At 66.7% G+C, this 19480-nt stretch carries 23 protein-coding genes; 13 read left to right on the top strand and 10 right to left on the bottom strand.

Going from position 1 to position 19480, the window contains the following annotated elements:
* Positions 1–30: 30 nt before the first annotated feature.
* From arcD to nreA, 3 genes are all read right to left on the bottom strand, one after another.
* Complete coding sequence (arcD, locus tag J0X25_RS19650; RefSeq protein ID WP_207289142.1) at positions 31–1467, bottom strand: arginine/ornithine antiporter ArcD; 1437 nt, start codon at positions 1465–1467, stop codon at positions 31–33.
* A 312-nt stretch (positions 1468–1779) separates the two neighbouring features.
* A complete protein-coding gene (locus J0X25_RS19655; RefSeq protein WP_207289143.1) occupies positions 1780–1968 on the bottom strand; it encodes a hypothetical protein in 189 nt (62 codons plus the stop codon).
* Between the two features lie 308 nt (positions 1969–2276).
* A complete protein-coding gene (gene nreA, locus J0X25_RS19660) occupies positions 2277–3578 on the bottom strand; it encodes a DNA repair protein NreA (protein ID WP_207289144.1) in 1302 nt (433 codons plus the stop codon).
* A gap of 277 nt (positions 3579–3855) precedes the next feature.
* Here nreA and J0X25_RS19665 point away from each other — a divergent pair, with 277 nt between their 5' ends.
* Together J0X25_RS19665 and J0X25_RS19670 are read left to right on the top strand one after the other, a co-directional pair.
* Positions 3856–4035 carry an HVO_2753 family zinc finger protein gene (locus J0X25_RS19665; RefSeq protein ID WP_207289145.1) on the top strand — a complete coding sequence of 60 codons (180 nt, stop codon included), beginning with the start codon at positions 3856–3858 and terminating at the stop codon, positions 4033–4035.
* 6 nt (positions 4036–4041) lie between these two features.
* Positions 4042–4308 (top strand): elongation factor 1-beta, encoded by a 267-nt coding sequence (locus tag J0X25_RS19670; protein WP_207289146.1) that lies wholly within the window; start codon positions 4042–4044, stop codon positions 4306–4308.
* A 249-nt stretch (positions 4309–4557) separates the two neighbouring features.
* Here the strand turns inward: J0X25_RS19670 and J0X25_RS19675 are convergent, their stop codons facing one another.
* Entirely contained in the window at positions 4558–5034 is a 477-nt protein-coding gene (locus J0X25_RS19675) for a hypothetical protein (protein ID WP_207289147.1), read from the bottom strand.
* A 26-nt stretch (positions 5035–5060) separates the two neighbouring features.
* Between J0X25_RS19675 and J0X25_RS19680 the strand changes: the two genes are divergently transcribed.
* Both J0X25_RS19680 and J0X25_RS19685 read left to right on the top strand, forming a co-directional pair.
* Positions 5061–5207: a hypothetical protein gene (locus J0X25_RS19680; RefSeq protein ID WP_207289148.1), complete on the top strand. Its 147-nt coding sequence runs from the start codon at positions 5061–5063 to the stop codon at positions 5205–5207.
* Between the two features lie 185 nt (positions 5208–5392).
* Positions 5393–5731, top strand: a complete 339-nt coding sequence (locus J0X25_RS19685) for a HalOD1 output domain-containing protein (protein WP_226776980.1) — start codon at positions 5393–5395, stop codon at positions 5729–5731.
* Positions 5732–5846: 115 nt separating this feature from the next.
* Here J0X25_RS19685 and J0X25_RS19690 read toward each other — a convergent pair whose 3' ends face one another.
* The 3 genes from J0X25_RS19690 to J0X25_RS19700 all read right to left on the bottom strand — a co-directional run bounded on the left by J0X25_RS19690 (position 5847) and on the right by J0X25_RS19700 (position 8603).
* On the bottom strand, positions 5847–6530 hold the full coding sequence (locus tag J0X25_RS19690) for an MBL fold metallo-hydrolase (protein ID WP_207289150.1): 684 nt from the start codon (positions 6528–6530) through the stop codon (positions 5847–5849).
* A 90-nt stretch (positions 6531–6620) separates the two neighbouring features.
* Positions 6621–7820, bottom strand: coding sequence for a cystathionine gamma-synthase (locus J0X25_RS19695; protein ID WP_207289151.1), 1200 nt, complete (start codon positions 7818–7820; stop codon positions 6621–6623).
* A gap of 93 nt (positions 7821–7913) precedes the next feature.
* Positions 7914–8603: a helix-turn-helix domain-containing protein gene (locus tag J0X25_RS19700; RefSeq protein ID WP_207289152.1), complete on the bottom strand. Its 690-nt coding sequence runs from the start codon at positions 8601–8603 to the stop codon at positions 7914–7916.
* Between the two features lie 223 nt (positions 8604–8826).
* On the opposite strand from J0X25_RS19700, the gene J0X25_RS19705 reads away from it, so the two are divergent.
* The gene (locus tag J0X25_RS19705; RefSeq protein WP_207289153.1) at positions 8827–9135 is read left to right on the top strand and encodes a 50S ribosomal protein L21e; all 309 of its coding nucleotides are present in this window, start codon (positions 8827–8829) and stop codon (positions 9133–9135) included.
* Positions 9136–9141: 6 nt separating this feature from the next.
* Positions 9142–9498 carry an RNA polymerase Rpb4 family protein gene (locus J0X25_RS19710; RefSeq protein ID WP_207289154.1) on the top strand — a complete coding sequence of 119 codons (357 nt, stop codon included), beginning with the start codon at positions 9142–9144 and terminating at the stop codon, positions 9496–9498.
* A 194-nt stretch (positions 9499–9692) separates the two neighbouring features.
* Here the strand turns inward: J0X25_RS19710 and J0X25_RS19715 are convergent, their stop codons facing one another.
* Entirely contained in the window at positions 9693–10838 is a 1146-nt protein-coding gene (locus J0X25_RS19715) for an acyl-CoA dehydrogenase family protein (RefSeq protein ID WP_207289155.1), read from the bottom strand.
* A gap of 166 nt (positions 10839–11004) precedes the next feature.
* On the opposite strand from J0X25_RS19715, the gene J0X25_RS19720 reads away from it, so the two are divergent.
* Positions 11005–11601, top strand: a complete 597-nt coding sequence (locus J0X25_RS19720; protein ID WP_207289156.1) for a DUF655 domain-containing protein — start codon at positions 11005–11007, stop codon at positions 11599–11601.
* A gap of 185 nt (positions 11602–11786) precedes the next feature.
* Here the strand turns inward: J0X25_RS19720 and gvpA are convergent, their stop codons facing one another.
* Positions 11787–12074, bottom strand: a complete 288-nt coding sequence (gene gvpA, locus J0X25_RS19725) for a gas vesicle protein GvpA (RefSeq protein ID WP_207289157.1) — start codon at positions 12072–12074, stop codon at positions 11787–11789.
* A 187-nt stretch (positions 12075–12261) separates the two neighbouring features.
* Between gvpA and J0X25_RS19730 the strand changes: the two genes are divergently transcribed.
* The 3 genes from J0X25_RS19730 to J0X25_RS19740 all read left to right on the top strand — a co-directional run bounded on the left by J0X25_RS19730 (position 12262) and on the right by J0X25_RS19740 (position 15166).
* Positions 12262–13110 carry a 16S ribosomal RNA methyltransferase A gene (locus tag J0X25_RS19730; RefSeq protein WP_207289158.1) on the top strand — a complete coding sequence of 283 codons (849 nt, stop codon included), beginning with the start codon at positions 12262–12264 and terminating at the stop codon, positions 13108–13110.
* Between the two features lie 243 nt (positions 13111–13353).
* Positions 13354–14529 (top strand): mechanosensitive ion channel family protein, encoded by a 1176-nt coding sequence (locus J0X25_RS19735; RefSeq protein ID WP_207289159.1) that lies wholly within the window; start codon positions 13354–13356, stop codon positions 14527–14529.
* Between the two features lie 55 nt (positions 14530–14584).
* Positions 14585–15166: a HemK2/MTQ2 family protein methyltransferase gene (locus J0X25_RS19740; protein WP_207289160.1), complete on the top strand. Its 582-nt coding sequence runs from the start codon at positions 14585–14587 to the stop codon at positions 15164–15166.
* 43 nt (positions 15167–15209) lie between these two features.
* Here the strand turns inward: J0X25_RS19740 and J0X25_RS19745 are convergent, their stop codons facing one another.
* Positions 15210–15983, bottom strand: a complete 774-nt coding sequence (locus J0X25_RS19745; protein WP_207289161.1) for an enoyl-CoA hydratase/isomerase family protein — start codon at positions 15981–15983, stop codon at positions 15210–15212.
* Positions 15984–16134: 151 nt separating this feature from the next.
* Between J0X25_RS19745 and J0X25_RS19750 the strand changes: the two genes are divergently transcribed.
* The 3 genes from J0X25_RS19750 to J0X25_RS19760 all read left to right on the top strand — a co-directional run bounded on the left by J0X25_RS19750 (position 16135) and on the right by J0X25_RS19760 (position 19472).
* Complete coding sequence (locus J0X25_RS19750) at positions 16135–17142, top strand: 5-methyltetrahydropteroyltriglutamate--homocysteine methyltransferase (protein WP_207289162.1); 1008 nt, start codon at positions 16135–16137, stop codon at positions 17140–17142.
* Positions 17139–18215 carry a methionine synthase gene (locus J0X25_RS19755; RefSeq protein WP_207289163.1) on the top strand — a complete coding sequence of 359 codons (1077 nt, stop codon included), beginning with the start codon at positions 17139–17141 and terminating at the stop codon, positions 18213–18215. The genes J0X25_RS19750 and J0X25_RS19755 overlap by 4 nt, the downstream gene beginning before the upstream one ends.
* Before the next feature lie 228 nt (positions 18216–18443).
* The gene (locus J0X25_RS19760; protein ID WP_207289164.1) at positions 18444–19472 is read left to right on the top strand and encodes a DUF7972 family membrane protein; all 1029 of its coding nucleotides are present in this window, start codon (positions 18444–18446) and stop codon (positions 19470–19472) included.
* Positions 19473–19480 lie beyond the last annotated feature (8 nt).

A 19480-nucleotide genomic window follows, 5' to 3' on the forward strand; every position in this document is an offset into this window, starting at 1 on the left:
CGTCTCCACGTGAATCGGTGAGAAGCAGCGTCAGTCGGCGGTCTGGGCGCGCTCGGACCGGCGCGTCGTCGGCACGCCGAACCCGGTCGCGGCCATCGCGAACAGCACGAGCGGCGACAGGAGCCCGAACAGGTAGTACGGCGCGTACTCGAGCGTCGGAACGCCGGTCGCGGAGGCCATGAAGACCCCGCCCGCGTGCCACGGGATGAGCGCGCCGGTCGGCGTCCCGGCGGCCTCGACGGCCCGGGAGAGTTCGTCGCTGTCCAGCCCGAACTCCTCGTAGAGGTTCCGCAGCGTCATCCCCGGCAGGACGATGCTCATGTACTGCTGGGCGGTCAGCGCGTTGATCGCGATCGCGGAGACGCCGGTGCCGGCGATCAGCCCGCCCGAACTCCGGACGCCCTGCGAGAGTCGATGCGCGAGCACCGCGAGCACGCCGGTCTTCTCGAGCAGGCCGCCCAGCACCAGCGCGGCGACGACGACCGTGATCGTCCACGCCGATCCCGTCAGGCCGCCGGTCTCGAGCAGGCCGTCGACGAGATCCGTTCCCGTCTCGGGGGCGGTACCGCCCATGAAGACCTCCCACGCGGGGACGAACCCGGTCCCCTGCACGAGCATCGACGTGGCGACGCCGGCGATGGCGCCGACCACGAGCGTCGGCAGCGCCGGGTAGCCCCGCAGCGCGAGGCCGAAGGTGACGACGAGCGGGAGGAAGACGAGCAGCGAGACGTCGTAGGCCCCGGCGAGCGCGGTCTGGATCTCGGCGACGCGGTCGGCGGGAACGGCCCCGCTGGACTGCAGGCCGAGCACGGCGAAGATCGCGACGGCGACCCCGAACGCGACGGCCGTTCCGGTCCGCATCCGTCGAATGTGGTCGTACAGCGGCGTGTTCGTCACGCCGGCCGCGAGGTTCGTCGTGTCCGAGAGCGGAGACTGCTTGTCTCCTGCGTAGGCGCCCGAGAGGACCGCACCCACGGTCATCGCCGCCGGAACGCCCAGCCCCTCGCCGATGCCGACGAAGGCGACGCCGAGCGTCCCGACCGTCGTCCACGAGGAGCCGATCGAGAACGCGACGACCGCCGCCAGCACCGCCGCGACGGGCAGGAACACCGACGGAGTGAGCAACTCGAGGCCGTAGTACATCATCGCCGGGATCGTCCCGGCGTCGACCCAGGTCGCGATGAGCGCGTAGATGGTGAAGATGATCAGCAGCGCCTGTAGCCCCATCAGGAGGCCGTTGGCGATCCCGTCGTAGAGGTCCTCCCACGCGTAGCCCAGATAGTGGCCGAAGGCGCCCGTGAAGACGATACTCCAGAGCAGCGGGACGTGGGGATCGAGCCCGAGCACGGCCGATCCCACGCCGAGGAAGACGACGACGGCGAACACCGGGACGAGCGCCAGCCCGACCGAAGGCCGTCGCTCCGGATCGATGTCCGCGACCGTCGTCGGCGTGAAATCCAGTGACATCACCCGTTGTATGCGGCTGAGGAATAAAAGAAGCGTGTTCTATTATCAATGATAATCCATCGGAGAATCCCGACGGCGATCTCACAGGTATCCACAATGACGTTTTCGGGTGGTACAGTAGCGAACAACGGTGAACGTCGACGGATAGCGACGAACGGAAACGACCGCTGTCGATCAGTGGTGCAGTACCGATCGGTGGCCGGCACCGACCGGAGACGAAACGCGGAACGAACGATCGATACGACACGAGACGACACAAGACAGCTCGAGACAATTCGAGACGACGCGGAGACCCGCGATCGAATCGACCCGTCAGCGGCGATCGTCAGGCGACTCCTCGCCGTCGGCGCCCTCGAGTTCCTCGAGATACCGCTCGGCGTCGTACTGGATGTACGCCGAGACGACCGCGAGGACGGCGACGACGAACAGCGGGACGCCGACGAGCAGAACGAGCAGCCCGATCGCGATGAGGAATTCGCTGCTCACGAGCGCCAGAGCCATACCGATCGGAGACGTTCGAGCGATTTAGGGACTCGGGTTCGTCGTACCACGGCTCGTTGAGTGATCGTTGAGCGATCGGCGAGTGGTGTGCTCGAGGGAGAGAGTGAACTGAAAGAAGCGTTCTGCTATCGTGGCAACAGGGAATCACCACGCCCTCCCCAGCCGATTCGCTCACATACGTTCGCTCATCCCTCGCACGAGTTCAGACTGCGGTTCGTCAGGGACTCACCGCAGTCCAGCGTGCGCCACTGCGCCGGACAGTCGGCCAGAGAATGGTAACGCCTCAGCCTCGAACACGAGTTCCGTACCTAGTCTCGAGCAGAGAACGCGCCGAGATTCGACTGCAGTCCCGCTGCGAGTTCGGACTTCCGGCGGAGGCGAGCGTGGGAGACCGGCAACTGCGTCGCGACCTCCGCGACCGCCTGGTGGAAGGTCTCGGACTCGCCGTACTCCCCCTCGAAGGCGTTGCGCACGCTCTCGCGGACCTGCCAGACGCCGACGGGCGCCCAGTAGTCGTCGCTCACCTCGCGGAGGACGAGGCACTTCGCCTGTCGGCCGATCGACTCGAGGTGCTCGAGGACGGCCAGTCGGGCGGCGTAGTAGGCCCCGGCGGTCTCCTCGACGTAACTCGAGCGCCCTTCGAACCCCTCGCTGGCGCTGGCCATCCAGGTGTTCCCCTCCGGATCGGGGTTCCAGATGCTGCCGGGCGCTTTCATCTCGACGAGTTCGAACTCCCAGTTGCCCGGCGCGAGGACGACCCAGTAGCGGTTGCCCATGTACTCGTTGGCCCAGACCTGCACCTCGTCGATGCTGGGCGCGTTGCGGATGCGCCCGCGGAGGAACTGACCGACCGTGTCGTCGACGGCGGTGATCGACCACCGCGTCGGGACGAGGCGGCGCTGGTCGGTCTCGCCGAGCGCGCCCGCCGAGAGGATCGAGTTGATGTCGTAGACGTCGAACCCGCGCCGGTAGAGGTAGGTCATCGCCCCCTGTGCCTGCCAGTCGTCGTCCTCGAGGGTCTTCTTGACTGGTTTCGGAACGTAGGGGTTCTCCCGTAGTTCCGCGTTGCGGGCGTTGGCTCGTGGCCCGCGCGGGGTCGCGACGTCGGTCCCGGTGTCGAGGCCAAGGTCGGGCGTATCGTCGAGGCCGATCTCGAGGTCGACCGGCCGGCCCGCGATGGCGACCTCGCGCTGGACGCCCACGAACCCGTCCCAGGTGTCGTGGACCGAGGGTGCGAGTCGGCTCGCGATGCTCGGCGAATCGACGTTCGCGCGCTTGTTGGAGTTCAGCAGCCCCGTTCGGCGCTGGAGGACGTCCGGGATGTCGTACCCCTGTTGGTACCAGTTCCCGTCGGTGACGTACTCCTCGGCGGCGTCCTCGTCCCCGACCGGCGAGAGCACGCCCACGGGGATGTCGGGGTAGTTCGACCGCCCGACGAAGATCGAGGGGGCCGTCGATCCGACGAGGGAGTCACCCGACAGCGCCTGCTCGAAGTTCCGCTCGAACTCCTCGAGGTGGTCCGTGATCGCGTAGGACTTCTCCTTCGCGAGGCGCCGTCGCTCGGCCTCCTCGTCGGGCTCTAACTCCTCGATGTAGTCGTCGAGGCGCATTCACTCCCAGTAGGGGCGGGGCCCGTTTGAATGTTGCATTTCGGGGCAGAATGTCAGAGGCAGAGGTTCGGATCGGTTTGGCACCCACCGAACCTCGAGTAGTCCTTACGAGCGGAACGATAAGTACCCACAGGCGCGTTTTCTCGTTCAGAAAACGCGACGGTCGGGGCGACGGGACCTCGAGGGTGAGCGGATCGGACCGCCGACCGTGAGCAACGGGAGCGGGCGAGAGTCTGCTATCGAGTAGTTTAAAAACGCCGGGCGGAAAGGGAGGGATATGAGTACGACGGACGATCAGCAGCGCCGGTCCTGCGTCTCCTGCGGGATCAACATCGCGGGCACGAACGCCGCCGCGTTCAAGTGTCCCGACTGCGGCGCCCAGATTTACCGCTGCGCCAAGTGCCGGAAACAGAGCAACCTCTACAAGTGCCCGGACTGCGGGTTCACCGGCCCATAACTACCCATGGGAAAAGTAGCTGCCAAAATCAAGGTCATGCCGGACAGCCCCGAAATCGACCTGGACGCCCTCCAGGAGCGCCTCGAGAGCACCCTCCCCGAGGGCGCCAAGATCAACGGCGTCGAACGCGAGGAGGTCGCGTTCGGCCTCGTCGCGCTCTACCCGACCGTGATCGTCCCCGACGGCGCGGGCGGCACGGAGGCCGTCGAGGAGAGCTTCACTGACGTCGAGGGCGTCGAGAGCGTCGGCGTCGAGAACGTCGGCCGCATCTGAGCGGTTCGCACGCGACTCGACCCGTTTTTCGACCGTTCACGCTACTCCAGCCAGCGGTCCGCATCGGGACCGTCGCTCGCTCGAGGACGAACCGCTGTTTGAACGCCTCGGTGCGCATACCGACCGTTGGACTCGAACGAGAAAGAAGTAGCCCGTCGAGCGGAAAGCGACGGTGGCCGTCGATGGACGTCTGCGGGCGTCGGCAGGCGTCGGGGGACGGCGCCGGAGTGCCGAAACTCGGTCGACCGGCTACTGGCCGACCCCTGGATCGGGGCCGGAGTCGGGATCGGGTTGGCGGTCCGGATCCGCGCCGAGACCGGCCTCCGAGACGATCCGGGCACCGACCTCGGAGAGGTCGACGGTGACGTCGCCGGGAACGGCTTTGCTGATCTCGTCGACGTTCCCCGCCAGCACCGTCAGGATGTCGTCGGGGTTGGCGTACAGCAGCATGTTCCCGTCCTGCCCTTCGGCGACGAGTTGCGTGTCGTTGAGGACGATCTGGTCGTTCTGGATCGTCGCCGCGACGACCGGCAGCGCCTCCGGCTTCCCCTGTTCGTCGTCGCGAACGCGCCGAATGTGGACGGCGTCGAGGTCGAGCGCGTCCTTGTGTTCCCGAATCACTTCGGCGCAGGCGACCATGTCCTGCAGCAGGTCCGACTTCTGGGCGCCCCCGTGGCCCTCGTCGCCCTCGAGACAGTGCTGACAGACGCGCAGTTCGAGTCGCATTGCCCCACGATTGGGACTCGACACCGATGAGAATTCCGCTTCGGGGCCCTCACGTCGCGCTCGAGTCCGACCGTCGCGAAGACGGCGACTGCATCGGCACCGTCTGCAAGCGGACGCAGGCCGCTACGGAGAAGATCGGCCACTCCCACGAGAGCAGGATCGTCCGCGAATAGCCGCCCGAACGCGGGCGATCCGGGATCGAGCGTCCGGTAACAAGGTCCGACTATCGAGCGCGACCAGCCATCGAACGGGACTCTCATCCGACAACGAAAACCCACTCTCAGAACGTGTAGGCCGCGATTTGAACCGATATCCCTGCGAGTGCACCCGACAGTACCACACCGCTCGGCGGGTAAGGATGATCCGAGTTACCAGCCAGATGTCTCCCTCAGATCCGGACTTCTCCGACGACCCCGACGCCCCGGTGCGTGTCGAGCACCGATTCGACGGTGAGACGCCGCCGAGCATCGCCATCGTGCAGGCCATCGCCGCCATCGAAAACGTGGATCCGATAGCCTCGCCGAGCGACCTCGGGATTACGCTCTACGACCACGTCGATCCGACGGCGCTCGACCAGATCGTCACCGGACGGAACGGGTCCACTTCCGTCACGATCGATCTGACGATCCACAACGACCACGAGTACGCCGTGCGGGTGCAAAATTCGGGGCGACTCATCGTCGAGCGGAGCGGCTGAACCGAACGCGGCCGGTGGCAGTAGCGGACGAAAGGATGCCGAGAGTCTCTCTTCGTCCGGGACACGCAGAGGCATCGAGGTCGACGCGGATCCCCTGCGAACGCCCCCTCCGATTTCAACGCCGATCCGCGATCTCCCGAATCCGCTCGCTTCCGCGGTCGACGTAGCCGCCGTGGAAGCAGACGACGTGGTCGACCTCGAGTGCCGCGAGCGCCGCGACCGACTCGAGCGCGCGGTCCATATCGGGCGTGAAGTCGGGCTTCGGCCCGGACAGCGGTTCCTCGCCGTCCGCGACGAGCGCGTCGCCGGCCAGGAGGAGGCCGTCCTCGGGGAAGTGCAGCGAGACGTGCCCGGGCGCGTGGCCGGGCGTCTCGACGACGTCCATCGGGCCGGCGAGCGTCGGGATCCGGACGCCGCCGGTCAGTTCGATATCGACGTCGACGGGCGGATACCGGTCGCCGTCGCCCTTGATCGGATCGCGCTCGCCGGTGATGTACGGCGCCTCCTCGCGGTGGGTCGCGACGACCGCGTCGACCGCCTCGAGCAGATCCGCGAGGCCGGCGGCGTGATCGCCGTCGTGGTGGGTCAGGAGGACGAGCCAGATGTCCTCGAGGTCGTACTCGAGCGACCGGAGGTGGGTCCGGATCCCGTCGAGGCACCCCTCGGGACCCGCGTCGATCAGGACGAGTCCGCGCTCGGTCTCGACGAGCGTGGGCGTGATTGTGAACGCTCTGCCGCCGTAATCGACCGTGATCGGGAGGACGTGAACGCCGGCCTCGCGTTCTGCGTCGGATGACATGTTCGAGCCGTCTCCCGCGAGGACGAAAGAACTGATTATTCGCGGTCGCGCCGCCGGGACCCGCGCTGGGACCCGTGTCGTCAGATCGTGCTATTCGAGCACCGACTCGATCGCGCCCTCGAGGTCGGCGATCAGGTCGTCGACGTGCTCGATTCCCACCGAGACGCGGATCAGGCTGTCCGAGAGGCCGGCCGCGATTCGTTCCTCGCGGGGAATCGCAGCGTGGGTCATCGGCGCCGGCTGTTCGATCAGGCTCTCGACGCCGCCGAGGCTCTCGGCGAGCGTGAACACCTCGGTGTTCGAGACGACCTCGCTCGCTTCCTCGAGGCTCGCGTCGAGTTCGAAGCTGAGCATGCCGCCGAAGTCGTCCATCTGCTCGGCGGCGATCTCGTGGCCGGGGTGGGACTCGAGGCCGGGGTAGTAGACGCGGTCGACGTCTGGGTGGTCGTCGAGCCAGGTCGCGACGGCGCGGGCGTTCTCACAGTGGCGGTCCATCCGGACGGGCAGGGTCTTGGTGCCCCGCAGGACGAGGAACGATTCGAAAGGGCCCGGCGTCGCGCCGACGGAGTTCTGGTAGAAGCCGAGTCGCTCGTCGAGGTCCTCGTCGTTGGTCAGCAGGGCGCCGCCGACGACGTCCGAGTGGCCGCCCAGATACTTCGTCAGGGAGTGGGAGACGATATCGGCGCCCAGATCGAGGGGTCGCTGGAGGTACGGCGTCGCGAACGTGTTGTCGATCGCGCAGAGCGCGTCGTTGTCGTGGGCGATCTCGGCCGCACCCGCGATATCGACGATCGACATGAGCGGGTTGGTGGGCGTCTCGAGCCAGAGCAGTGCCGTCTCCTCGCGGAACGCCGCCTCGATCTCGTCGAGGTCGGTCATGTCCACGAACGAGAACTCGAGGTCGTAGTCCTCGTACACCTGCGTGAAGATGCGGTGGGTGCCGCCGTAGACGTCGTTGCCGGTGACGACGTGGTCGCCCGCCTCGAGCAGGTTGAGCACGGTGTTGATCGAGGCCATCCCGCTGGCGAACGCGCGGCCGTAGTCGGCGTTCTCGAGGCTCGCGAGGTTCGCCTCGAGGTCGGTCCGGGTGGGGTTCCCGGTGCGGGAGTACTCGTAGCCCCGATGGTCGCCGGGCGCGTCCTGCTCGTAGGTCGAGTTGGCGTGAATGGGCGTCATCAGGGCGCCCGTTTCGGGGTCGGGCTCCTGACCGGCGTGGATCGAGCGGGTCTCGATCCGGTGGCCTTCCTGCTCGCTGCGGTCGTCGTCACTGCGGCTGTCGGAATCGTCCATACCGGTCGAACGGCCTCGAGCGGGGTGACTCTTGCTCTCGGCGGTGACCGGCGCACTCGTCCGGCGCCCGACGGTCGCACTTGAGCGCTGCGTTCAGCGGATTCGCTGCGGTTGGGGCGTGTCGGCGACCGACTCCGAGACGACGTGATCGACGAGTTTCGCCTCGATCTTCCGGAGGTGTTCGCCGACCGTGCCGCCCGCGATACCGACCTCGCGGCCGATCTCCTCGTAGGTCGTCTCCCGGGGCGAACCGTAGTAGCCGAGATCGATCGCCGTCTCGAACAGCCGGCGCTGCCGGGGCGTGAGCTTCGCGAGGAAAACGTTCTCCTCGGGATCGAACGACCGCTTGGTCTCGAGGGTGAGCTCGACGTCGTCGGGGACGACCGAGCGGGCCTGCTGAAACGACCGCTCGGTCGCGAACAGCGTCACCTTGAGATCGCCGTCGCGGACGTAGATCAGCGGCGGGTCGAGGAACACCCGGAAGTCCCGCGTCACCCGCAGGAGTTCGCGAACGGTCTCGTTGGGACCGAACAGCGAGCAGACGAAGATGCGGCCGTCGAACTCGTCGATCCAGTACCCCATCGAGCCGAGTTCGTCGTCGACGAGCTCTTCGGCGCGCTCGAAGTCGCCACCCAGTTCGTACAGCATCATCCCCAGTTCGTCGCCGACGAGGCGGATCCGGTGGATCGCGACGCGCCTGACCCCGTCGGTGCGACCGATCCGTCGCTCGAACGGATGGAACCACCCCTGCTGCGGCGAGAGCCGAAGTTCGTACTGACGCATGAACGTGTGTGGATACCACAGTATCCCTTCAATAAACGCTCACTACGCTCCCACTGAGTGGGAACGGGCCGACTACCGGAATTTCGAGTCGGGAGCCGCGTCCGGCGGGACCAGAATTCGCCGTGCCTACCGCCAGACGGCGACGGCGACCGCGTCGGTGGCCACGCGGCCGCAGGAATACGTGCGTTTTATAACGCCGACCGGACAACACCGTCGTACGACTATGCCGAACTCTAATGGCCCTCGTCAGGGAACGCGGAGAAAGCTCGCGAACGATCCTCGAGACCGAGGCACCTCGCCGCCGCAGCGAGCGATTCAGGAGTACGAGGAAGGCGAAAAAGTCCACCTGAAGATCGACCCGAGCGTCCACGATGGACGCTTCCACCCGCGCTTCGACGGACAGACCGGCGAAGTCGTCGGCAAACAGGGCGACGCCTTCAAGGTGCAGATCAGCGACCGCGGCAAGGAGAAGACGCTGATCGTCACCGCGGCCCACATGCACGCCCAGAACCAGGAGAAGTCCCGGATCTGAGCCAGGATGACGATCTTCAAAGAGATCGTCGACGAGGAGTTCCTGACCGTCTCGGAAACGAAGGAACTGCTCGCCGACATCGAAGCCGAACGCGCGATGGACGAGGACCGCGAGCTTCGCTACGAACTCGCGCGGGCGATCGAACACGTCAACCGATTCACCGTCCTCGAGCCTGAAGAGGCCCAGAACCTCGTCGACGACCTGCAGGACGTAGAGAAGGTCGACGAAGCCACGGCATACAAGATCGCGAACCTCCTGCCGCGCAACCGGGACGAACTCCGGTCGGTGTACGCACAGCAACGGTACTCGCTGTCGGGCGACGAACTCGACGAGATCTTAAACGTCGTCGCCCAGTACGCCTGATCGCGGGATCGCGGAACCGCTCGGCGACGCACGCGTTTTCACCGGCGTCGGCGCATCGACGACGCCACGGCGACGGTTCTCCTGTCCGTCGTACCGACCACCACGGCCGACTCTCGAGTCGCATCGCGATCGTGCGTCGCATCGCGCGACCGCTCCTCGCGGACTCACGACTCGAGTGGGTGGCTCCATCGCGGCTAGCTCGAACCGCCGTACTCGTCGAACACCGCATCCGCGAGCGAGTTTCGGTGGACGTCGTTCGGTCCGCCGGCCATCGTCAGCAGCCGCGCGTCCCGGAGATAGCGTTCCACGTGGTAGTCGGTCGTATACCCGCGACCGCCCAGAAACCGGATCGCATCGTTCGCGTTGTCGATCGCGGCCTCCGTCGCCCGGATCTTCGCCATCGGGAACTCCCTCGAGACGTCGGTGCCCGCGTCGGCCCGCGCGGCCGCCCGAAGCGTCAGTAGACGGGCCGTCTCGATCCGCTCGGCCATCTCGGCGACCCCCCAACGAACCCCCTGAAACTCCCCGACGGGCTGGTGATACTGCTCGCGCTCGCTGACGTACGCGACCGTGTCCTCCAGCGCCGCGCGGGCGATCCCGACGCCGCGAGCGGGGACGTTGATCCCGTCGTGGAGTCGACCGCGTTGGACGTAGGCCTCGCCGACCTCGCCGATCCGCCGGTCGTCGTCGACGCGGACGTCCTCGAGACGGACCCGCGGCGACTTCACGCTCCACGAGCCGAGCGTGTCCCACTCCGTCTCGACGTCGAACGCCTCGGCGGGGACGAAGAACGCGGAGATGTTGTGCGGGGCCGCTTCTTCGGACCCAGTCTTCGCGTACGTGAGGACGTAGTCCGCGTCGAAGAAGTTCGTCACCCACTGCTTGTGGCCGTCGAGGACCCACTCGTCTTCGTCTCTCTCGGCGGTCGTCTCCATCTCGAGTTTGTTCGCGCCCGCCGATTCCTCGCTGAGCCCCAGCGCGCCGACGGTGTCGAACGTCGCCATCTCGGGGAGATACTCGTCGCGCTGGGCCTCGGTTCCGAACCGGTCGATGACGGTCGCCGTGCCGAGGTGGAGCGCGAGCGAACTCGCGACGGACATCAGCGCCGCCGCGAGTTCCTCGATCACGATCGCTAACTCGACGAGCCCCTCGCCGCGGCCGCCGTGAGATTCCGGGAGGGTCAGCCCGGTGAGCCGGCGGTCGCCGAGTTCCGCGAGGATCTCGCTCGGGTACTCCTCCGCCCGATCGAGTTCGATTGCGTTCGGTCGGATCTCCTCGGCCGCGAACGTTCTGCTCTCGTCCCGCAGCGCTTCCTGCTCGTCGGTCAGTTCGAACTCCATACCGACCGTCCGACCGTTCGCGGGTTAAGTGTACGTGCGGCGAACGGTATTCGAACGACCGGACCGCGACGAGGGCGCGAACGCTGCGTCGGCCGTCGATCGCCGTCGAGATCGGGCTGCAACCGAGCCGACTCTTTAAGTGCGCTGTTGCCGTATGGTTATCGCAATGACTGAATCCGACGGCGACGAGAGGGACGTCCGTCGCGCGGTCGTATTGGACTACCTCGCACACGGGCTCTCGGACGATAGCCGCCCGCAGTACGAGAAGTCACCGGCCGGCTACGCCCTCGAGACCGACGATTTCGAGCTCTATCAGGTCGCCTTCGACGAGGACGAACGGCTCACCATCGGAAGCGACGTCGTTCTCGAGCCACGCGACGCGCGCGAGATCGTCACCGAGGCCCGGCGCGTCGAGTACGACGACCTCTCCTCGGGCGCCCAGTCGGAACTCGAGTACGTCGTCGCCGACCTCGTCGAGGAGGAGGAACAGCGGTTCGTCGACTTCTACAACGACGCCCAGCCGATCACGCTGCGGCTCCACCAGTTGAACCTCCTGCCGGGGATCGGGAAGAAGCTCCGCAACAGCATCCTCGACGAGCGCAAGCGCAAACCCTTCGAGAGCTTCGAGGAGCTGTCCGAACGCGTCTCCGGCCTCCACGACCCCGACGAGATCCTCGTCGAGCGCATTCTCGAGGAACTGCGCGACGACGACCTCAAGTACCAGACGTTCGTCGGCCGGCGCGAACAGGAACAGAACCAGTAGCGCGGCTCGCTCGAGTGCGCGGTCTCGAGGATTCTGCCGAAACCATCTCCCGGGAGATACGTCTGCGATCCTGCGAGCAGTGCGCGTACGGCTGTCCGCGAACTGACGGCCGAGGCGCCGCGACGGGAGGCGGTCCCGGTTGTGCGACGGCTGTGGAGCCACTCCGATCCGGCTGATTTCGGGCGCTACTGGGCCGCAGACTTTGGCGACGATTCCGGACGCGGTTCGACCTCGAGTTCCTCCAGATCCTCGAGGTCGCCCTCCGCCGTCGCTTGTTCGATTTTCGCGATCTCCTCCGCGTAGTGGAGGAAGGTGTCGACCGAGGCGACGACGACGCGAGCCTCGATCGTCAGCAGTTCGATTCCGACGACGGAAACGCGCGCCCAGACGTCGATGACGACGCCCTTGTCGAGGATCCGATCGAGCACCTCGGCGAGGCTCGACGCGTCCGGTCGGCGTTGTGGGGATGCCATGTGAACTCTACTCGAGACTCGGACACGAGTCCTGTTCATCACACGGGCTGCGTCAGCAAGCATCGTGGGTGATACTGACACTACGGAGTACTCGCGGTTCGGCGATTGCTCGAAGCGAGCGCTCGAGCGCCCCCGTCCGAGCCGGTGAGACGGTGCGTTTACACCAGTGCCCGCCCAAGCGCCGGCAATGAGAGACCCAGACGGACTGATCGCGCGGGCGGGCGTCCGCGGCGATCCGAACCGCGACCAGCACTTCCTCGTCGACGACCGGGTGCTGGATCGGCTCCCGACCTACCTCGAAGAGATCGACGCCGATACCTCACACCTGCTCGAGATCGGTGGCGGAACTGGGGCGCTGACCGACCGCCTGCTGGCGATGGGCGACGAGGGCGACCACGTGACCGTCGTCGAGCGCGACCGCGACCTCGCCGAATTCCTGCGCGAGGAGTTCGCGGCCGAAATCGACGCCGGCGATCTGACTGTGATCGAAGGCGACGCCCTCGAGGTCGACCTCCCCGCGTTCACGGCCTCCCTCTCGAATCTCCCCTACGGCGTCTCGAGCGAGATCACCTTCCGGCTGCTGCCCGAGAAACGCTCCCTCGTGCTCATGTTCCAGCGGGAGTTCGCCGAGCGGATGGTCGCCGAGCCCGGCACCTCGGAGTACGGCCGCCTTTCCGTCTCGACCCAGCACTACGCCGAGCCCGAGATCGTCGAGACGATCCCGAAGGAAGCGTTTTCGCCGCCGCCCGCCGTCGAGAGCGCGGTCGTTCGCCTCCGGCCTCGCAACCCCGACTACGAGGTCGACGAAGAGGAGTTCTTCCTACGGTTCGTGAAGGCGCTGTTCACCCAGCGCCGGAAGACGATCCGGAACGCGATCCGCAACACGGCCCACATCTCGGGGCTCGAGGCGCCCGAGGCGGTCGTCGACGCGGCCGACGAGGACGTGCTTCGAAAGCGAGCCGACGCGATGGCGCCGACGGAGTTCGCCGCGCTGGCGAAACTTGCCGTCGACGTGGGTGAGCCGTGCGAGGACTGAATAGTGCGAGACCGACGGTCTCGCAGACCGTTCGCGCGGAATCGCCGCGCGAAGACGCAGTGAGGGCCTCGAGCTGTGAGCGGCGACCAGCGGGAGCCGTGAGCGGGCGAGGGACAGTGACGACAGGGGTTGCGGGAGGGAAGGCGGCGGTGAACGGCCCCGGCTCGAGCTTGGAACTCACGTCCAACCGACGGATACTCAAGCCTGCACGAACCATTCGCTCGAGAGACGAAGCGTGATCCCATGTCCGTGCCACTGACCGTTCTCGATCGGCTCGTCGACGCGTTCGGAGCGGAATTTCAGATCGCGGCGACGGTCGCGGCGGTCGCCGTCCTGCTGGCCGTCCTGCTCTCCTATCGACGACTGCAGGGGTGGCTCAGCGAGCGGACCAGTCCGCTGTACAGCGATATCGTCACGACGACCGTCCTCATCGGCTCCTGCGCGCTCTCCCTCAGCGTCGTCCTCGAGGTGTGGGGCCTGACCGATAGCGTCTCCACCCTCCGGAACAACGTCGGTCTCGGCGAAGCCGCGTTCGTAGACGCGGCCGTCACGGTGATCTTCGTCGTCGGGACGCTCATCGTCACGCGGTTCGTCAGGCGGGTCATCGACGAGGTGCTCGGCTCGGCGACGGCCGTGACGGATCACCAGCGGGAGATCACGCACCGCATTTCGCAGGTCGTCATCTGGTCGGTGTCGCTGGTCATCGTGCTGAGCGTCTGGGTCGACGACCTCGGCGGCCTGCTCGTCGGGGCCGGGTTCTTCGGTATCGTCGTCGGTATGGCCGCCCGCCAGACCCTCGGGACGATCCTCGCCGGTTTCGTCCTGATGTTCGATCGTCCCTTCGAGATCGGCGACTGGATCGAAGTCGAGGACCACGAGGGGATCGTCACCGACATCTCCATCGTCAACACCCGCATTCGCTCGTTCGACGGCGAGTACGTCATGGTCCCCAACGACGTCATCTCCTCGAGCGTGGTCACGAACCGCTCGAGGCGGGGCCGCCTGCGGATCGAGGTCGACGTCGGCGTCGACTACGCGACCGACGTCGAGACGGCCGCGGAGATCGCGAAGACGACGGTCGAGAACCTCGATCGCCCGCTGGCGGCGCCGTCGCCGCAGGTCGTCACGAAGTCCTTCGGCGACTCGTCGGTCGTCCTCGGCGTGCGGTTCTGGATCGACAAGCCGACCGCCCGCCGCCGCTGGAAGGCCCGAACGGACGCGATCAACGCGATCAAACGGGCCTTCGAGGACGAGCAGATTAAGATCCCGTACCCGCAGCGCGAACTCTCCGGCCGGGCCGAGACCGACGGCTTCCGGATCGCCGACGGCGAGTCTCGAGCGTCCAGGGACGGGCGAGCGACGGAGACAGCGGCGGAGACGGAAGCCAAAACCGAGATGCGGCACACGGAGGACGACTGAGCGATGAAACGCACGGAGGGCGACTGACGGATGACGCGGACGGAGGGCCACTGAGATGGGACTCGAGGACCGCCGCGACGCCGAACCGGAGGTCTACCAGCCGGCCGAGGACTCCCACCTCCTCGCGGACGCGGCCTGCGACGGCCTCGCCGACGCCGACGAGAACGATCGCGTCCTCGAGGTCGGCACCGGCTCGGGGTACGTCGCCGGGCGGATCGACGCGGAGACGCCCGCCCGCGTGGTCGCCGCGGATCTGAACCCCCACGCGGTCCGGCAGGCCCGCGAAGAGGGGCTCGAGACGGTCCGGGCCGACCTCGTCTCGCCGTTCGCCGACGCCGCGTTCGACGCCGTCGTCTTCAACCCGCCGTACCTGCCGACCGATCCCGACAACGAGTGGGACGACTGGATGGAACGCGCCCTCTCGGGCGGCGAGGACGGGCGCGCCGTCATCGACCCCTTCCTCGAGCGCGTCCCTCGCGTGCTCGCGCCCGACGGCGTGGTCTATCTGCTCGTGAGCAGTTTAACGGGAGTCGACGACGTGGTCGAAGAAGCCGGCGAGCACGGCTTCAGCGCCGTCGCCGTCGCCGACGAGTCGTTCCCCTTCGAGACGCTGACGGTCCTCGAGTTGCTCCGGTAGTCGGATCGTCACCCGTGGCGTCCTCGAGCGGCCCTACGACTCCCTACGACTCGTATTCGGGCGGTCGATCCTCGCGAAACGCGGCGACGCTCTCGGCGAAGTCGGGGTGGCGAACGCACTGCTCGTTCAGCGCGTAGCGGTACGCCGCCGATCTGCGGATCGCCTCGGATCGGTGCGCGACCATCGCGCGCTTGGTCTGGGCGACCGCGTTCGGACTGCGCGCTTCGACGCGACGAACGAACGCCTCGACGACCGCGTCGAGTTCGTCGGCGTCGACGACCCGACTGAACAGGTCCGTCTCGGCCGCGTCTTCGGCTCGGATGACGCCACCGGTGAAACACACCTCCCGCGCGAGGCCCTCGCCGAGTTCCAGCGCGAGCCGTTCGAACGGCGGCACGATCCCCATCCTGAGTTCGGCGGGACAGAGTTCGGCCGTCGTCGCCGCGAACCGGACGTCACACGCCATCGCGAGTTCGTAGCCGCCGCCGTAAGCGGCCCCGTTCACGCGGGCGACCACGGGAACCGGAACGGCCTCGATCCGCTCGTACAGGTCCGTAAACGACTGCAGGTACTCGAGGACCGCGTCGGGATCGGTCGCTCTGTCGGCGAAGGCGTCGACGTCCGCGCCCGCCGAGAACGTCCCCTCGGCGCCGGTTACGACGATCGCTCGCGTCCCGGTCGATTCCGCGAGGTCTTCGATCGCGGCATCGAGTTCGGCGACGACCGTCGGCGACATGGCGTTGCCGGACGCGGGTCTGTCGATCGTGACGACCGCCTGATCGGGGTCCGTCGAGCGTTCGATGTCAACTGCTGCCATACGATTCCGTCCAGCGCCAGACACGTAAATATCAGCGTCTCTACGCCCCTCTACCTCGATATCGTCGATCGAACGCCGGACGGAAAATTACTATGGCGAATTAATACAGATGGAAAATATTAAGCGTCGGTATAGCCTAGCCGCGTTCACGATGACTGAGTACGTTTCGACCACGCCGGGGCTCTATCCGCTCCCGGACTGGGCGAAAGACGACCTTTCGGATCTCAAGGGGCACCAGAAGCACGACCTCATCAGCGGCGACGAGAGCGAGGCGATCACGGCGGCCTACGAGGAGGCCCGCGAGGACGTGATCGAAGTGCAGCGCGACGCCGGACTCGACCGGATCGTCGAGGGCCAACTGCGCTGGGACGACATGCTCGCCCACCCGCTGGCGGTCCACGACGCCGTCGAAACGCGCGGGATCGTCCGCTACTACGACAACAACAACTTCTACCGGGAGCCGGTCGTGCAGGACGACCTGGACTTCTCGGGCGACGTCGCGGGCGAACTCGAGGCCGCGGCCGAGCTAGTCGACGGTGACGACGGCCTGCAGGCCGTCCTCCCCGGCCCGTACTCGCTTGCCGATCTCGCGACCGACGAGCAGTACGGCGACGAGGCGGAGTTCCTCTCGGCCATCGCCGACTTCCTCGCGGGCGAGGCCGAGGCCTTCCGGGACGTCGAGACGCTGTTCCTGCTCGAGCCCTCGCTGGTCGAGAACGCGCCCGAAGACGGCCAGGACGAACGCGCGAGCGAGGCGATCGATCGGGTCGCGAGCGCGACGGACGCCGACGTCGTCGTCCAGCCCTACTGGGGCGCGCTCGAGGAGAAGGTCTACGCCCATCTGCTCGACGCAGATATCGACGCAGTCGGCTTCGACTTCGTCGCGAATCAGGACGACAACCTCTACAACATCCAGGAGTACGGCGCGACCGACGACGTCGCGCTCGGCCTCGCCGACGGCCAGAATACGCTCGTCGAGGATCCCGAGGCGATCCGCGACCGGGTCGACTGGGTCGAAGAACAGCTACAGGTCACCGAGTTCGAGACGGTGTACCTGACGACGAACACGGAGACGTTCTACCTGCCCTACGGCAAGTACGTGGAGAAACTCGAGGTCCTCGCCGAGGCCGCGGACCTCGCGGAGGTGACCGCCGCATGAGCACGAACGAGAACAAAGATCAGTTCCGACCCGACGAGCACGAGAACGACCACTTCCTGCTGACGACCGTCGTCGGCAGCTATCCCAAGCCCAAGTGGCTCAACCGCGCGAAGGAGCTCTACCAGGACGAGGACCACGGCTTCGACGCGGACGACTATCAGGAAGCCAAGGACGACGCCGCCCGCCTCATCACGAACGAACACGAGCGGGCCGGCCTCGACGTCGTCGTCGACGGCGAGATGCGGCGCAACGAGATGGTCGAGTTCTTCGCCCACCGCATCGAGGGCTACGAGTTCAACGGCCCCGTCAAGGTGTGGGGCCACAACTACTTCGACAAGCCCTCCGTCGTCTCGGAAGTCGAGTACGACGAGAACTGGCTCGTCGACGAGTACGAGTTCACCGCCGCCGCGTCGAACCGCCCCGTCAAGGTGCCGATCACGGGTCCCTACACGCTGGCCAACTGGTCCTTTAACGAGGCCTACGACGACGACGAGGAACTCGCCTACGACCTCGCGGATCTGGTCAACGAGGAGATCGAGAAGCTCGTCGAGGCCGGCGCGCGCTACATCCAGATCGACGAGCCCGCGCTCGCGACCACGCCCGACGACCACGCCATCGTCGGCGAAGCCCTCGAGCGAATCGTCGCCGACATCGACGACGAGGTCCGTATCGGCCTCCACGTCTGTTACGGCGATTACTCCCGGATCTACCCCGAAATTCTGGAGTTCCCCGTCGACGAGTTCGACCTCGAGCTCGCCAACGGCGACTACGAACAGCTGGACGTCTTCAAGGACCCCGAGTTCACGAAGGACCTCGCGCTCGGCGTCACCGACGCCCACGTCGCCGAGGTCGAGTCCGTCGAGCAGATCGAGGCGAACATCAAGAAAGGCCTCGAGGTCGTCCCGCCGGAACAACTGGTCGTCTCGCCGGACTGCGGCGTGAAGCTGCTGCCCCGCGAGGTCGCCTACGGCAAGATGGCGAACATGGTCGAGGCCGCCCGCAACGTCGAGGCGGATCTCGACGAGGGCAACGTCGATATCGAGCGCGGTGCGCCGACCCCGGCCGACGACTGACGCGCCCGCGAATCGCGGCTCGGTTTCGCTCTCATCTGTTCTCTCTCACTTCCGGTTTTCCGGTGACTCCCGCATCCCATCGGCCGTCGACTCCCGGTTCGTTCGTCGACCCAGTGCACGACGAGGGATCCAGTCGACGAGCTGCCCGCGGTCACTCGGCTCGCTCGAGCAACCCGGGCAGACCCGGGCAGGCTCAATCGCTTTTCGTCCGGCCGGCGAACGATCGGTATGGACGACCCGCTCTCGAGCGACACGCTCCGCGGGCGAACCGGAGAGAACCGGATCGCCCACTGGCTCCTGCTCGACGTCGACCGATGGCTGCTCGCGGGCATCCTGTCGGTCGCGACATTCGCCACGTTCGTGGGACTCGGCGCGATCGCCCTGCCGTTCCGCGAGGCGGTGGAGAACGGGACGCCGATCGATACGGCGTTCCAGGCGCTGATCGCCGCTATCCTCACCGGCGTCACGCTCGTCGTCTCGATCAATCAACTGGTGCTCTCGCAGGAACTCGGGCGGCTGGGCGACCAGTACACGTGGATGGACGAGGCGATGACCTACCGCAGCGACGCCGAGGAGCTGTTCGGACGGGTCGGACCGCCCGACCCCGCGCAGTTCCTGCAGGAACTCGTGAAGACCAGCAGCGATCGAGCGGAGGCGCTTCGCGAAGCCGTCGCCGACACCGACGACGACGCGCTCCGCGAACGAGCCGAGCGACTCGTCGAGAACGTCTGTCGGAACTCCGACGAGATCCGCTCGCAGCTCGAGACCTCCCAGTTCGGCGAGTTCGGCGTCCTCCGCTCGGGATTGAACTACAACTACTCCTGGAAGATCTACGCGGTCCGGCGACTGCGCGACGAACACGGGGAGACCCTCGACGAGGAGCAGTTGGCGGCGTTCGACGGGCTGATCGACAGCCTGACGATGTTCGGTCCGGCGCTCGAGCACTTCAAGTCGCTGTACTTCCAGTGGGAACTCGTCCACCTCACGCGGTCGATCCTGTACGCCGGCCTGCCGGGCGTGATCGCCGCGACGGCGACGGTGCTGTACCTCGATCCCGAACTGGTCCCGGGCGCGACCCTCGGCGTCGACAATATCGTGTGGGTCGTCAGCGCCAGCGGAACGATCGCGCTCCTCCCGTTCTTCCTGCTCGCGGTCTACGTGCTGCGAATCGCCACGGTCTCGAAGCGAACCGGCTCCCTCGGACCGTTCATCCTCCGCCGCGCGGAGCGGACGGAGGCGATCGACTGGGACGAGTGAGTCGGGTC

The sequence above is a fragment of the Haloterrigena alkaliphila genome (genome assembly GCF_017352155.2).
GTDB lineage: Archaea > Halobacteriota > Halobacteria > Halobacteriales > Natrialbaceae > Haloterrigena > Haloterrigena alkaliphila.